The sequence below is a fragment of the Streptomyces sp. NPDC046887 genome (assembly GCF_040644755.1).
GTDB classification, from domain to species: Bacteria; Actinomycetota; Actinomycetes; order Streptomycetales; family Streptomycetaceae; genus Streptomyces; species Streptomyces lichenis.
In genome coordinates, this window is the sequence record NZ_JBEYXH010000009.1 from 214,849 (window position 1) to 229,089 (window position 14,241).

The 14,241-nt window shown below is 72.6% G+C and carries 9 protein-coding genes and 1 pseudogene; 1 reads left to right on the forward strand and 9 read right to left on the reverse strand.

Annotated features, from left to right (window positions below; all coding sequences use genetic code 11):
• Positions 1-148: 148 nt before the first annotated feature.
• The 6 genes from ABZ945_RS12415 to ABZ945_RS12440 all read right to left on the reverse strand — a co-directional run bounded on the left by ABZ945_RS12415 (position 149) and on the right by ABZ945_RS12440 (position 10,721).
• Positions 149-457 carry a hypothetical protein gene (locus ABZ945_RS12415; protein ID WP_361267480.1) on the reverse strand — a complete coding sequence of 103 codons (309 nt, stop codon included), beginning with the start codon at positions 455-457 and terminating at the stop codon, positions 149-151.
• Positions 458-1,094: 637 nt separating this feature from the next.
• Positions 1,095-4,907, reverse strand: coding sequence for an ABC transporter ATP-binding protein (locus ABZ945_RS12420; RefSeq protein ID WP_361267436.1), 3,813 nt, complete (start codon positions 4,905-4,907; stop codon positions 1,095-1,097).
• Between the two features lie 295 nt (positions 4,908-5,202).
• Positions 5,203-6,123: a serine hydrolase gene (locus ABZ945_RS12425; RefSeq protein ID WP_361267482.1), complete on the reverse strand. Its 921-nt coding sequence runs from the start codon at positions 6,121-6,123 to the stop codon at positions 5,203-5,205.
• A gap of 300 nt (positions 6,124-6,423) precedes the next feature.
• The gene (locus tag ABZ945_RS12430) at positions 6,424-8,106 is read right to left on the reverse strand and encodes a thiamine pyrophosphate-binding protein (RefSeq protein WP_361267438.1); all 1,683 of its coding nucleotides are present in this window, start codon (positions 8,104-8,106) and stop codon (positions 6,424-6,426) included.
• Entirely contained in the window at positions 8,103-9,098 is a 996-nt protein-coding gene (gene speB / locus ABZ945_RS12435) for an agmatinase (RefSeq protein ID WP_361267440.1), read from the reverse strand. The genes ABZ945_RS12430 and speB overlap by 4 nt, the downstream gene beginning before the upstream one ends.
• Before the next feature lie 144 nt (positions 9,099-9,242).
• Positions 9,243-10,721: a sodium:solute symporter gene (locus ABZ945_RS12440; RefSeq protein ID WP_361267442.1), complete on the reverse strand. Its 1,479-nt coding sequence runs from the start codon at positions 10,719-10,721 to the stop codon at positions 9,243-9,245.
• A gap of 181 nt (positions 10,722-10,902) precedes the next feature.
• Between ABZ945_RS12440 and ABZ945_RS12445 the strand changes: the two genes are divergently transcribed.
• A complete protein-coding gene (locus ABZ945_RS12445) occupies positions 10,903-12,360 on the forward strand; it encodes a PucR family transcriptional regulator ligand-binding domain-containing protein (protein ID WP_361267444.1) in 1,458 nt (485 codons plus the stop codon).
• A gap of 489 nt (positions 12,361-12,849) precedes the next feature.
• Here the strand turns inward: ABZ945_RS12445 and ABZ945_RS12450 are convergent, their stop codons facing one another.
• From ABZ945_RS12450 to ABZ945_RS12460, 3 genes and pseudogenes are all read right to left on the reverse strand, one after another.
• Positions 12,850-13,272, reverse strand: a complete 423-nt coding sequence (locus ABZ945_RS12450) for a CPCC family cysteine-rich protein (protein WP_361267446.1) — start codon at positions 13,270-13,272, stop codon at positions 12,850-12,852.
• Positions 13,256-13,525 (reverse strand): hypothetical protein, encoded by a 270-nt coding sequence (locus tag ABZ945_RS12455; RefSeq protein WP_361267448.1) that lies wholly within the window; start codon positions 13,523-13,525, stop codon positions 13,256-13,258. Before ABZ945_RS12455 ends, ABZ945_RS12450 begins: the two co-directional genes overlap by 17 nt.
• A gap of 38 nt (positions 13,526-13,563) precedes the next feature.
• Positions 13,564-14,241 (reverse strand): annotated as a pseudogene (locus ABZ945_RS12460) (transposase family protein); the annotation flags it as partial.

A 14,241-nucleotide genomic window follows, 5' to 3' on the forward strand; every position in this document is an offset into this window, starting at 1 on the left:
CACCCGCCCCGCCAGCCCCGATTGCGACGCGGGACGTGGGGCTCGTGTGAAGGTTGGGCCGCCGTGTGTGGCGGTGACGGGCTGTCAGGCGTCCTGGCCATGGCGGGAGAGGTCAGACGGCGGCCCGCCTCGCGACCGCATCACACCGCTAGCAGCCGAACCAGCCGGTCGCCCCGGACCGTCCTGCCACCGAACCGGTCGCCCGGACGCAGCGGTTGAGCGCGTGTACGGTGACGGGCCCGGCCTGCCGGGTGAAGCGCCCCCGGTCCACGGCCGCCCGGCCGCCCCGGGCCTGCACGGACACGGCCATGGCCCGGCGCGCGCCGGGCTTGGCGGCCAGGGTGAGGGCGCAGACGTACTGGCGGTTGCGGTAGACCCGCAGCTCACCGGTGGCGAACGTGATCCGCTTGACGAGCCGCCCGGCGCAGGAGGCAGCGGCGGCTTGCGCGGTGGGCACACGGGTGGTGTGAACCGCCGCGTACGTGCCGGCGTGAGCGGAGCCGCGAGCGGAGGAGGCGCCGGCCGCGTGGGCGGAGGAGGCCACCGGACCGGCCAGGACGATCAGGCTCACGGCGGTGAGCAGCGCCGTGAGCCCGGCCAGTGCCTGTACCCGCCGCGGGCCCGGCGCCCGGCCTCTCCCCGAGCCTTCCGCCCGGACCGGCCCCACGGGGCCCGCTACCCGGGCCGGCCCATCGACGAACGGACGACGGCCCGGCCCATTGACGGACGGACGACGGTCCGGCCCATCGACGGACGGACGACGGTCCGGCCGACCACCGCTCCGGGGTACCACTGCCCAGCCGAACACGACCACCTCCGCACGTCCTTCCGCCGTTCAGCTGATCCACCGGCACGGCTGCCGCGCACCGCGCCCGCCCGTGAGCCGGGTCCGCCGGCCCTCACCGGGGGCGGGGAGCAGGGCGGCCCTCGGTCTCACCCGGTGTACGACCCGCACTCGTGTACGACGCACCCGACCGGCACATGGTTGCGCGCCCTTGTATCGACAGGCCTCTCCCTCGTATCCGTACGCGGGGTGTGGCGGGTCCTGGTCCTCCGCCGCCCGCGCCCTGGTGTCCGTACGCGGTGCCCCCGGGTCACACCGAGACCGGCTCGTCCTCGCCTATCCCTATGAATGTCCGCCACAGCTCGGCGTACCGTCCGCCCCGGGCCAGCAGCTCGTCATGGGTGCCGTCCTCGGCGACCCGGCCGTGGTCCATCACCACGATCCGGTCGGCGCGGGCCGCGGTGGTCAGCCGGTGGGCGACCACCAGGGTCGTACGGCGGCCCGCCAGCCGATCGGTGGCCTGGTTGACCTGTGCCTCGGTGGCGAGGTCCAGCGCGGCCGTCGCCTCGTCGAGGAGCAGCACATCCGGGTCGACCAGCTCGGCGCGGGCCAGCGCGATCAGCTGGCGCTGGCCGGCCGACAGGTTCCGTCCGCGCTCGGCGACCTCGTGCAGATAGCCGCCGTCGAGGGTGGCGATCATGTCGTGGGCGCCGACCGCGCGGGCCGCCGCCTCCACCTCGGCGTCGCTCGCCGCGGGCCGCCCGTAGGCGATGGCGTCCCGGACGGTGCCGGGGAAGAGGTACGCCTCCTGCGGAACGACGCCGAGGCGGTGCCGGTACGCGGTGAGGTCCAGCTCGCGCACATCGGTGCCGTCGGCGGTGACCCGGCCGCTCGTCGGGTCGTAGAACCGGGCGACCAGCTTGACCAGGGTGGACTTGCCGGCGCCGGTCTCACCGACGAAGGCCACGGTCTGCCCGGCGGGGATCCGCAGATCGACGCCGCTCAGCGCGCGCTCCCCGCCGTCCTCCGCTCCATAGACGAACGAGACGTTCTCGAAGGCGATCTCGCCGCGGAGCGCGCCCACCGGCCGGGGGTCGGCCGCGGGGGCCGTGGAGGTGGGTTCACGCAGCAGCTCCTGGACGCGGCCCAGCGAGACCGCGGCCTGCTGGTAGCCGTCGAAGACCTGGGAGAGCTGCTGCACCGGGGCGAAGAACAGGTCGATGTAGAGCAGATACGCCACCAGCGCGCCCGCGCTGAGCGTGCCCGCCTCGATCCGGCCCGCGCCCACCACCAGCACGGCGGCCGCGGCCAGCGAGGCGAGCAGCTGCACGAACGGGAAGTACACCGAGATCAGCCACTGGCCGCGGACCCGGGCCGAGCGGTAGGCGTCGCTGCGCTCGGTGAACCGGTGGGCGCCGGAGCGCTCCCGGCCGAAGGCCTGCACGATCCGCAGCCCGGCCACCGACTCCTGAAGGTCGGCGTTGACCACGCTGATCCGCTCACGGGCCAGCTCGTAGGCCTTGACGCTGGAGCGTCGGAAGAACACGGTGCCGACGATCAGCACGGGCAGGGTCGCGAACACCACCAGGGCGAGCTGCCCATCGAGGACGACCAGCGCGACCATGATCCCGAAGAAGGTCACCAGGGAGACGAACGCGGTGACCAGTCCGGTCTGGAGGAACGTGGAGAGGGCGTCCACGTCGGTGGTCATCCGGGTCATGATCCGGCCGGTCAGCTCGCGCTCGTAGTAGTCGAGCCCGAGCCGCTGGAGCTGGGCGAAGATCTTCAGCCGCAGTGCGTACAGCACCCGCTCGCCGGTCCGGCCGGTCATCCGGATCTCACCGGTCTGGGCCGTCCACTGGACCAGGACGGCGAGCAGCGCCAGGGCGGAGGCCGCCCAGACCGCGCCGAGGGCGGCGCGCTGGACGCCGTCGTCGATGCCGTGCCGGATCAGGATCGGCAGGGCGAGGCCCATACCGGCGTCGACCGCGACCAGTCCCAGGCTGACGAGGAGTACCGATCCGAAACCGCGCAGCAGCCGACGCAGCCCGTAGGAGTCCTCGGGGGTGACGGCGCGGACCTCGTCCACCTCGGGGGTGTCGGTGGCCGGGGGCAGGGCGGCGAGCTGGGCCAGCAGCTCCGGGGTGGCCCCGCTCTCCGTGCCAGTGTCGGTGTCATCGCCGGTGTCGGCCCTGCCGGCTGCGCCGGCCTTGGCTCCCCCGCCGGCCTTGCCGGCCGCTCCGGCGCGGTCGGCGTCGCGTTGCCAGAGGGCCGGGGTGATACCGCGCTCGGCGTCGAACTCGGCGTCCAGCTCCTCGCGCAGCCCCTCGGCCACGGCGTCGTCGTCCTCGCGCGGGAGGGCGGGCCGGGTGTGGCCCGGGGAGACGCCGCCCAGCTCGTCGGGGTCGGTCAGCAGCCGCCGGTAAAGCGGGGAGCGGGCCTGGAGCTCCTCGTGGGTGCCGAGGTCGGCGAGGCGGCCGCCGTCCAGGACGGCGATCCGGTCGGCGAGGTTCAGGGTGGAGCGCCGGTGCGCTATCAGCAGGGTGGTGCGGTCCGCCATGACGGAGCGCAGCGCGTCGAAGATCTCGTGCTCGACCCGGGCGTCCACGGCCGAGGTGGCGTCGTCCAGGACGAGGATGCGGGGGTCGGTGAGGATGGCGCGGGCCAGGGCGACACGCTGGCGCTGGCCGCCGGAGAGGGTGAGCCCGTGCTCGCCCACCGTGGTGTCGTATCCGTCGGGGAGCTCGGCGATGAACCGGTCGGCCTGGGCGGCGCGGGCGGCGCGGCGGATCTCCTCGTCGGTGGCGTCGGGGCGGCCGTAGGCGATGTTGGCGCGGATGGTGTCGGAGAACAGGAAGCTGTCCTCGGGGACCATGCCGATGGCCTGGCGCAGCGAGGCGAGGGTCAGCTCGCGCACATCGTGGCCGCCGACGAGCACCGCGCCGCCCGACACGTCGTAGAAGCGGGGCAGCAGCAGCGAGACCGTGGACTTGCCGCTGCCGGAGGCGCCGACGACGGCGACGGTCTCGCCGGGCCGGATGCTCAGCGAGAACCCGTCGAGGACGGGGCGGCCGTCACCGTAGGCGAAGGAGACGTCCTGGAACTGGACGCCCGCCGGTTCGCCGGCCGGCAGTTCCTTCGCACCGTCCGTCAGCGTCGGCTCGGTGTCGATCAGCTCCAGTACCCGTTCCACGCCGGCCCGGGCCTGCTGGCCGACGGTGAGGACCACGGCGAGCATCCGGACCGGGCCGATGAGCTGGGCGAGATAGGTGGAGAAGGCGACGAAGGTGCCCAGGGTGATCTGGCCCCGGGTGGCGAGCCAGCCGCCGAGCGCCAGCATGGCGACCTGTCCGAGCGCGGGCACGGCCTGCAGGGCGGGGGTGTAGCGGGCGTTCAGCCGGATGGTGCGCAGCCGGCCGGCGAACAGCTTGCGGCTCGCCGCGCGGATCTTTCCGGTCTCCTGCTCCTCCTGGCCGAACCCCTTGACCACCCGGACACCGCTGACGGCGCCGTCCACCACCCCGGCCACCTGTGCGGCCTGGGCCTGGGCGTACCAGGTGGCGGGGTGGAGCCGGAGCCGGCTGCGTTTGGCGATCACCCAGATCGCCGGGGCGACGGCGAGTGCGACCAGGGTCAGCGGCACCGACAGCCAGGCCATGATCACCAGCGAGATCAGGAACAGCAGGACGTTGCCGATGGTCATCGGCAGCATGAAGAGCAGGCTCTGGATGAGCTGGAGGTCGCTGGTGGCGCGGCCGACCACCTGCCCGGTGGACAGCTCGTCCTGCCGCCGCCCGTCGAGCCCGACGATGGTGTCGTACATCTCGGTGCGCAGGTCGTGCTGGACGTCGAGGGCGAGCCGCCCGCCGTAGTAGCGGCGGACGTAGGTCAGGGCGTAGACGACGACCGCGGCGACGACCAGCAGCCCGGTCCACAGGGCCAGCGAGCCGGTGCCCTCCCCGATGACGTCATCGATGACGATCTTGGTGATCAGCGGGACGAGGGCCATCACGCCCATTCCGGCGAGTGACGAGCCGAGCGCGAGCACCACATTGCGCCGGTACCGCCAGGCGTACCCGGACAGTCTCCGCGCCCAGCCCTGCTCTGCCTGCCCCGCCGCCACGGTGGCCTCCCGTCGTCCTGTGGACCCGTCCCGGTCCCCATCGGCTCAGGCGCCGTCCGGAGCGGCCCCGCCGGGGCCCGTCCCGTCCGCGACCGCCCTGTTCAAGGGGCCGGCGACGGACCTGATCTTCCGAGAGGCACCAACGCGCCCCGGAGCGGATTTCATCCTTCCGCAACAAACCCCGGCCCGAAGTCCCACCGGGCCGGGACCCGGGTCCTAGGACCGGCGCTGCTCCGGGCCGGGGTGGAGGCGGCTCCGGCCCGGGGCGGCGTGGGGTGCGCGGGGGCTTGCGGGGTTACCGCGGGGCCGTTACCGAGTCCTCGGCGGGCTGGTCCGGGGTGGCGGGGATGGACTCGGCCGGGGCGGCGGGCGGGACGAAGCCGACGTGGGCCCGCCTGGCGCTGCGGGCGGGGAGGGACGCGGCGGCGAGGTCGCTGTGCACCACCTTGGCGATGGCCTGGATGGTGTTGATACCCGCCTGCCAGTCGGCGTTGCCATGGGTGAGGACGGTGATCTGGTGATCGTGCTTCGTGCCGGAGAAGGCGCCGATGGAGTGCACCCGCCAGCCGAGGGTCTTGCGCGGCAGCCAGCCGTTCTTGACGTGGATCCTGGCGTCCTTGGAGGCACCGGCCGGGGTGCCCCAGCGCTGGTCGGCGACGACCTCGTTCATCAGCTTGAGGATGTAGGCACGGGAGGCGTCGGTGAGGACCGCGTTCTTCGCGGTGATCAGGCCCAGCAGCACCTGCTGGTCGCGGGCGGTGATCTGGGTGAGGCCCCAGTATCCGTCGGCTCCGGGCACGGTCTTGGTCATCCCGGCGGCCTTGAGGAAGCCCGTGATCTTGGTGGTGCCGAGTTGACGCCACAGCGCGCTGGTGGAGTCGTTGTCGGACCTGGTGATCATGGCCGTGGCGCGGGACTTCTCGGTCGCGGTCAGCGAGCGACGGGTCTTCTGGGCGTCCCAGAGCAGGGTGGCGAGCACGGTCGTCTTGACCACGCTGGCGGAGTCGAACTTCTGGTCCGGCCGGAGGGTGCAGCTGGTCTTGGTCCGGCGGTCGTTGACGACGACGGCGATGGTGCCCTTGCGGCCCTTGACGGCCGCGGTGATGTCCTTGGTCAGCTTGGCGGCGAGACCGGGCGTCTTCGAGGTGCAGGCCACGGAGTCGGCCGCGGCGGCGGCCGGGGTGGCCGTCGCGGCGACGGCGGCGGGCAGCAGCAGGCCGAGGGCGAGCGCGGTGGACAGGGTCCCGGTTCCGGAGCGGCGGGCGCTCGCGCGGAGGGAGGTGCGGGGGGCCGCGGGCCCCTCGGCTATGGACGGGGCTATGGATCGGGCTATGGAGAGGTGTCTTTTCACATGACGAAGGACTCGGCGTGCGGCGGAAGGTTGTACGTACGCCGGGTCCCTGCGGTGGCTCGTTACCGGTCCGTGACGGATCGGACGGCTCCGTGACCGGCGGGCCCCGCCCGGGCTGCCTTGTCGCAGGTCAGCCCGGGCGGGAGAGGCCGGGAGGGACGGGGGTCAGAGGTGGGTGGGGGCGAACATGCGCAGGACGGCGGGGAGGACGACGACCGAGGGGCCGGGGGTGGAGAGGGCCTTGGCCAGGTCCTCGCGGAGGGCGTCCGGGCTGGTGCGCACCGCGGGGACGCCGAAGGACTCGGCGAGGGCGGTGAAGTCCGGGCGGGCCAGTTCGGTCCCGGTCGCCTCGCCGAAGGCGTCGTTCATGTACTCGCGCAGGATGCCGTAGCCGCCGTCGTCCACGATCAGCCAGGTGACATCGAGGCCGTACTGCTTGGCGGTGGCCAGTTCGGCGAGGGAGTACATGGCGCCGCCGTCGCCGGAGACGGCGAGGACGGGGCGGCCCGGTTCGGCCGCGGCGGCGCCCAGCGCGGCCGGGAAGCCGTAGCCGAGGCCGCCCGCGCCCTGGGCGGAGTGCATGGTGTTGGGGCGCCGCGCGTCGAAGGCGGACCAGGCCCAGTAGGCCAGGATCGTCATGTCCCAGAAGCTGGGCGCGTCGTCCGGCAGGGCCGCCCGGATGTCGGCGAGGAGCTGCTGCTCCAGGGTGAGTTGCTGGGCGTCGATGCGGTCGCGGACCGCGGCCAGGACCGTGCGTACCCGCTCGGCGTCGCCCCGGTCGGGGCGGGGCTCGGCGGTCTCCAGCAGGGCGGTGAGGGCGAGCCGGGCGTCGGCGTGGATGCCGAGCGCCGGGTGGTTGGACTCCAGCTTCCCGGCGTCAGCCTCGATCTGGATCACCCGGCCGCGCGGGGCGAAGGTGTGGTAGTTCGAGGAGAGTTCGCCGAGGCCGGAGCCGACGACCAGCAGGACGTCGGCGTCCTCCAGGAAGTCGGTGGTGTGCCGGTCCTCCAGCCAGGACTGGAGGGAGAGGGGGTGCTCCCAGGGGAAGGCGCCCTTGCCGCCGAAGGTGGTGACCACGGGGGCGTTGAGGCGTTCGGCGAGGGCCAGCAGCTTGCCGGAGGCGTCGGCGCGGACGACCCCGCCGCCCGCGATGATCGCCGGGCGTTCGGCGTGGGCCAGCAGATGGGCGGCGACGGCGGTGAGCTCGGGCCGGGGCACCACCTCGTCCGGGGTGGCGTCCAGGGCGGTGACGACCGGCAGGGTGGTCTCGGCGAGCAGGACGTCCTGGGGGATCTCCACCCAGACCGGGCCGTGCGGCGCGGTGAGCGCGGACTGCCAGGCGGCGGCGATCGCGGAGGGGATCTGCGACGGCGTCCGCACGGTGTGCACGGACTTGACGATGTCGCGGAAGGACGCCTGCTGGTCGCGGAGTTCGTGCAGATAGCCGTGGCGCCCGCCGCCGAGCCCGGCGGCCGGGACCTGGCTGCCGATGGCGAGGACCGGCGCGCTGGCGGCGGCCGCCTCCTGGAGGGCGGCCAGCGACATCAGCGCGCCGGGGCCGGTGGAGAGCAGCAGCGGGGCGGCCTCGCCGGTGATCCGCCCGTAGGCGTCGGCGGCGAAGCCCGCGTTGTTCTCCACCCGCAGACCCACGTACCTCAGATCCGAGCGGCGCAGCGCGTCGAACATGCCGAGCGCGTGCTGTCCGGGCAGCCCGAAGACGGTGGTGGCCCCGAGTCCGGCGAGCGTCTCGACGACGAGGTCGCCGCCGTTGCGGCCCGCGGGAGGGTTGAGGGCCGCCTCGGTCTGGGCGGCGGTGGGCCGCAGGACGAGGTCGTGGTCGTGGGTCACTTGCCGTCAGCCTCCTTGGGGGCGCGCGCGGCGGCGATCTGCCGGGACATGATGGTGGTCAGCTCGTACGCGGTGTGCGAGGCGGCCACCGAGGTGATCTCGGCGTGGTCGTAGGCCGGGGCGACCTCGACCACGTCGGCGGAGACCAGGTTGCAGGAGGCCAGCCCGCGCAGGATCTCCAGCAGTTCGCGGGAGGTCATGCCGCCCGCCTCGGGGGTGCCGGTGCCGGGGGCGTGCGCCGGGTCGAGGCAGTCGATGTCGATGGAGATGTAGAGCGGGCGGTCGCCGATGCGCTGGCGGAGCTGGTCGGCGACCTCGTCGGCGCCGCGCCGGTAGACGTCGGCGGAGGTGACGATGCCGAAGCCCATCTTCTCGTCGTCGGTGAGGTCCTGCTTGCCGTACAGCGGGCCGCGGGTGCCGACGTGGGAGAGGGCGGAGGTGTCCAGGATGCCCTCCTCCACGGCCCGGCGGAACGGGGTGCCGTGGGTGTACTCGGCGCCGAAGTAGGTGTCCCAGGTGTCCAGGTGGGCGTCGAAGTGGAGCAGGGCGACCGGGCCGTGCTTCTTGGCCATCGAGCGCAGCAGCGGCAGCGCGATGGTGTGGTCGCCGCCGAGGGTCATCATCCGGGCGCCGGTGGCGAGCAGGTCGTCGGCGGCGGCCTCGACGGTCTCCACGGCCTCGTTGATGTTGAACGGGTTGACCGCGATGTCGCCGCCGTCCGCGACCTGGGCGAGCGCGAACGGGGAGGCGTCCTGCGCCGGGTTGTACGGGCGCAGCAGCCGGGACGCCTCACGGATGGCGTTGCCGCCGAAGCGGGCGCCGGGCCGGTAGGAGACGCCGGAGTCGAAGGGGACGCCGACCACGGCGACGTCGGCGCGGCCGACCTCGTCCAGGCGCGGCAGCCGCGCGAACGTCGCCGGTCCGGCGTACCGCGGAATGCGGGACGAGTCGACGGGGCCGCGCGGCGTGCCGTTGCTGCCGGTGCTGCTCATGTCCAGGGCCTTCCTCTACTGCTGCGTTTACCGCTGCTGCGTTGCTGCGGCGGCCACGGGCGTTCCCGTACCGCTTGTTGGCTTATCCGACCTTTTGGGTCCGGTACTGAGGGTAGTCGCGTCCGGCCCGTGCTCCGGCCGCCGTCACGAGGTGGCCCGCGCCGCTGCCGCGTCCTCGGCCGGGTCGTGCCCGGCCAGCCGGGCCTTCCAGACGGCCAGCACCGCGGGGTCGGTCGGCGGGGTGGCGAGGGAGACGGCCAGGTAGGCGACGAGCGAGGCGAGCAGCCCGTAGTAGATCGGCTCGGTGGCCAGCACCCCGAACGCGGCCATCAGCCCGACCACGGTCAGCCCGCCCACCGCGACCGCCGCCAGCGCCCCGTACACCGTGCCGCGCTTCCACAGCAGCCCGCCGAGGATGGGCACCAGCAGCCCGCCGACCAGCAGGTTGTAGGCGACGGTCAGCGCCTCGACCACGTTGTTGAGCGCGATGGAGATCAGGATCACGGCGACGCCCATGAGGAGGATGAAGGCCCGGTTGTCCTTGACCTCGTCCCGGGCGGACTCCGGGGAATCGGCCCCGCCGTCCTGGCGCACCGCGCCCTTCAGCCGCGCCCAGATGTCGTTGTTGGCGACGGTGGCGCAGGCGATCAGGGCACCCGAGGAGGTGGACATCACCGCGGCGAGCGCGGCGGCCAGCACCAGCCCGCGTGCGCCCACGGGCAGTTCGTCGGTGACGATGGTGGCGAAGGCGTCGTCCGGGCTGCCGAGGTCGGGGTACATCACCTTGGCCGCGGTACCGATCACCGCGCCCGCGATCGCGTACACCAGGCAGTACGTTCCGGCCACGGTGCCGCCCCAGCGGGCCACCTTGTCGTCCCGGGCGGTGAACACCCGCTGCCAGATGTCCTGGCCGATCAGCATGCCGAAGGTGTAGATCAGCACATAGGTGAAGATCGTCTGGCCGCCGATGCCGAAGGGCGCGAAGTAGTCGGACGGCAGCTGCGCCTTCATCTCGGCCCAGCCGCCCGCCTTGACGATCGCGATCGGCAGCAGCAGAAGCAGGACGCCGATGGTCTTGACGACGAACTGCACCATGTCGGTGAGGGTGATCGACCACATGCCGCCGAGCGTGGAGTACGCCACCACGATGGTGCCGCCCAGGACGATCGCCGCCCAGCGCGGCAGGTCGAACAGCACGTCGAAGATGGTGGCGTACGCGATGGTCGAGGTGACCGCGAGCATCAGGGTGTACGCCCACATCACCACGCCCGAAATGACCCCGGCCCGGCCGCCGTAACGCAGGTCCAGCATCTCGGAGACGGTGTACACCTTCAGCCGGGCGATCCGCGCCGAGAAGAAGAGGGAGAGGGCGAGCAGGCCCAGGCCGATGGTGAAGACCATCCAGGCGCCGGACAGGCCGTGGGTGTAGCCGAGGCCGACGCCGCCGATGGTGGACGCGCCGCCGAGGACGATGGCGGCCATGGTCCCGGAGTACATCCCGGGGCCGAGCCGGCGTCCGGCGACCAGGAACTCGCTCTTGGACTTGGCGCGGCGCATGCCCCACCAGCCCATCGCCAGCATCCCGGCCAGATAGACGACGATCACTGCGTAGTCGACGGCCATGGGGCCTCCTTCGCTCACCTCGGTGGCGTGTCGTGCAAGGGCGTACTGCTCGGACGGCGGTGCTTGCGGGGACATCCGCCCGTACCCGCGGCCGCCGGTCGGCACGACCTTAGGTGGCCGGAAAGCAACCCTGAAGTGTACGTTTCCTCCACTGATGGGGGAACGAATGGAGGAACCATCCATGGCGTCGTCCATGACCGGGCCGGCGGCCGACGGGCCGGAGGGCACTTCCGCCCCCTCCGTACCGCCGCCCGGCCCGGCGATCGAGCTGTCCGCCCTGCTCGCCGACGAGGAGCTGGGGCTGCGGCTGATCGCGGGCGCCGAGGACCCGGCGGCCGTGGCGGTGCACTGGGTGCACACCTCGGAGATGGCCGACCCCTTCCCGTATCTGCTCGGCGGGGAGCTGCTGCTGACCGCCGGGGTGCAGCTGGCCGAGCCGGAGCGCGGCGCCCGGGCGTACGCCGAGCGGGTCGTGGCGGCGGGCGGCGCGGCGCTCGGTTTCGGCCTGGCCCCGGTGTACGACACGGTCCCGGACGCCTTGGTCGAGGCGTGCGCGCAGACCCGCCTCCCCCTGCTTGAGGTGCCGCCGCGGACCACGTTCACCGCGGTGGGCCGGGCGGTGTGGCGGCTGATGGGGCAGGCCCGCCACCGGGAGCTGCGCCGGGTCACCGAGGCGCAGCAGGCGCTGGCCACGGCGGCGGCCCGCCCGGACCCGGTCCCGGCGGTGCTGCACGCGCTGGCCTCCCGGCTGCCGGGGCGGGCGGTGCTGTACGCGGGCGACGGACGCCGTTACGCGGAGGCGGGCCGCGCGCTGCCGGAGGGCACCGAACAGGCCCTGGCCGGCCTCGCGGCCCGGGTGGCCAGAGGGACCGCCTCCGCCGCCGACACCGTGGACGGGCGGCACCTCACCGCGTACGCCCTCGGCGGCACCCGCGGCCTGGCGCTGGCCCTCGCCACCGGCCCCCGCGAGCCGGGCGACCACACGGTGGCCGGGGTCGCCGTGGTGCTGCTCTCCCTGCTCACCGCCCGCCACCAGGGCGCCGACGAGGCCACCCGCACCGCCGCCCTGGTCCGGCTGCTCCTGGGCGCCGACCCCGACGAGGCCGCCGCCGCCCTGGGCCCGCCGCCCTGGACCGTCGTCCACGCCCACGGCGAGGGCCCGCCGCCCGCACTCGGCACCCCCCTGGTCGACACCGGCGACGGCACCGTACGGGCCCTCCTCCCCCACGGGCACGAGGTGTCCGAGCACCCCGGCTGGACCCTCGGCGTCAGCGCCCCGGCCGCCCCGGGCGACCTGCCCGCCGCCGACGCCCAGGCGGCCCGCGCCCTGCGCCGCGCCCGCGCCGCGCACACCCCGCTCGCCCGCCACCGCGCCTCCGGCCTCGCCGCCCTCGTCGACCCCACCGAGGCCGCCGCCCACGCCGCCGCGCTCCTCGCCCCCCTCGGCGGCGCCCCCCTCACCACCACCCTGCGCGCCTGGCTCTCCCTGCACGGCAGCTGGGACCGCACCGCCACCGCCCTCGGCGTCCACCGCAACACCGTCCGCCAACGCATCACCCGCTGCGCCACCCTCCTCGACACCGACCTGGACGACCCGGACATCCGGATGGAGCTGTGGTTCGCGGTACGGGAGGAGTGAGGCCGGTGACCGATACCGGAGGTGAGGCGGCGGCCCATTCCGCCTCCCACCGGAGGTACTCCGATTTCGCCCCGTTCTCTTACGAGAATTCAGCACCCATCGAGGCGTGCCCGCCTCTGGGGGGGGGAGGCGGGGACGTTACATGACTGCGCAAGCCCGTGCCTTACGCTTGGCCGACCATCACGGATAAGACGTCTGACCGTCAAGCTTGCGGAAGCTAGGGACGGAGCCGGCGATAGAGTCAGCGACGGGGCGGCCCCGTGCGGCTGAGGTCGGTCGAACGCACGCCGCCGGTGCCAAGCAATCGCCGCTGCCACTTCCCGCGGCGTTGTCGTACGATGCTGTAGGGGCGGTCTCGTCGAGACCGCCCCTACAGCATCGATGTTCACCTGGAAAAGTAGCGACCTCAACCGGGCCTCAACCCAACGCTACCCTTCCGAGATGATTGGCCCACGACCGTGAGGAACGGATCAGGGCGTAGGCCTTGCGTCAGCCCTCGCGCAACCAGAAGCGGTTCGTCCACCAGTACATGACAGTGCGATCCGGCGGCCACGGCGCAACCTGCATGTCCTCCTCCTCAAAGGCATCCCGAGCCAGGTCAATAGGCCGCCATCCGGATGGCGCTTCCTCGCCATCGGTTCGCTGCCGCGCGCTTCCTGCGAACCGCGGTTCCGAAGCCCCGGATGTCAGGAAACTCTGCTGGGCTTCCAGGAGGGATGCACGGTTCGCACCCTTCCTCAGCGTCGGCCAGCGAAGTTGCGTGATGTCGTCCTCCCATTTGCAGACCGGACAGATCATCGAGGATCCTGGAGGATCTTCGAACACCCTGGAGCCGCAACACACACAGGGATAGCGGTCTGCGGCCTGCCTGGCCCGCTGAGTCTCTCGTTCAAAGTCAGTTGTGTCGGCCACTTCGTCGCCTCCGTCTTCTGGGGCGTATGGTGCCCGGCATGTTCTTGAACTTCTGCAATCCGCCATCGAGTTTATAGAAGGTAATGATATCCTTCTTAACCTTCATTCCGAACTCACCGCTCTCGCGGTCGAAGAATCGCACCGTGCCGTCGTCAGCTACGTCCTTGACCAGCACACCTGGGCGTCCGCCATCGCACTCGCACATGAGGTCCTTGGCCGCCTCCTCGTACTCGATCTGCGAGTCATAGCCCATCTCCGGACCGTGCTTGGCGTAGTGAGCCTTTTCCAACCTCACGCTGACGCGTGGTGAAGGACGAGGACAGCTTGGACGATCGCTGTGATGCGGTTGGTGCTGCAGCGGAGCTTCAGCAGGAGGCGCCAGCCCTTCAGGGTGGCCATGGCCTGCTCGCCGAGGCAGCGGATCTTGGCGTGGGTGGTGTTGTGGCGACGCTGCCACCGCTTGAGGCGCCGGCCTCGAAACGGGACCCGGACGGGTCCGCCGGCGCCTTGGTACGCCTTGTCCGCCCAACATTTGAGTCCTGCTTCGGTCAGCGCCCCGATGGATCCCGTGATCTCGCGCGGCGGTCAGGTCGTGGGTCGAGCCGGGCAGCGCCGGTGAGGCCCAGAGCAGCCGTCCGAACGGATCGGTGAGGACCTGCACTCTCATGCCGTGCCGCTTGTGCTTCCCGGAGTAGTACGGGGTGTCGGCGGCGATGCGGTCGATCGGTAGCAGGGTGCCGTCGAGGATGACGAACGCCTTCTCCCGCATCGTCCGCATCGCCTCGTCCAGGGACGGGGCAAGGCCGGCCAGGACCTCGACGGCTTCACGTAGGTAGCGGTACACGGTCGCGATCCCGATGCCGAACCCGGCGGCCAGCTGGGCGTAGGTATCGCCCCATCGAAGGTGGGCCAGGGCGAGCAGGGCCTGTCGCGAGGCGGGAAGGCGTCGCCAACGCGTCCCGATCTCCC